The sequence below is a fragment of the Azoarcus taiwanensis genome, from assembly GCF_012910885.1.
Classification (GTDB): domain Bacteria; phylum Pseudomonadota; class Gammaproteobacteria; order Burkholderiales; family Rhodocyclaceae; genus Azoarcus_F; species Azoarcus_F taiwanensis.
The window spans coordinates 1-253 of sequence record NZ_WTVM01000324.1 but is presented as its reverse complement, the minus strand read 5'-3'; the positions used below and the strand labels follow the sequence as shown (position 1 = coordinate 253).

Annotated in this window: 1 protein-coding gene; it reads right to left on the bottom strand. The window is 60.5% G+C overall.

From position 1 onward, the window contains the following. Positions 1-253, bottom strand: a 253-nt coding sequence (locus GPA21_RS20770) for an ATP-binding protein (RefSeq protein WP_211163766.1), incomplete at both ends; no start/stop codon positions are given.

Below are 253 nucleotides of genomic sequence, written 5' to 3'. Positions count from 1 at the left end.
CGCTTGCCCAGATGCTGGACGGCCTCGATGCCGATCGCGGTGGCCAGGTGCGTCTTGCCGGTACCGGGCCCACCGATCAGCACCACGTTGTGGGCCGCCGCGATAAACTGGCCAGCGTGCAGCCGACTGTCAGCGGTAATCCAATAATCCCCACCTGTGGTAATCGAATTTTCCCCACCCATCGACTTGAAGGAGTCAGAGATGGAAAGGGAATCAGTGGTGTTCGATGTGGAAGCTGTCCTGGACCCGAGGG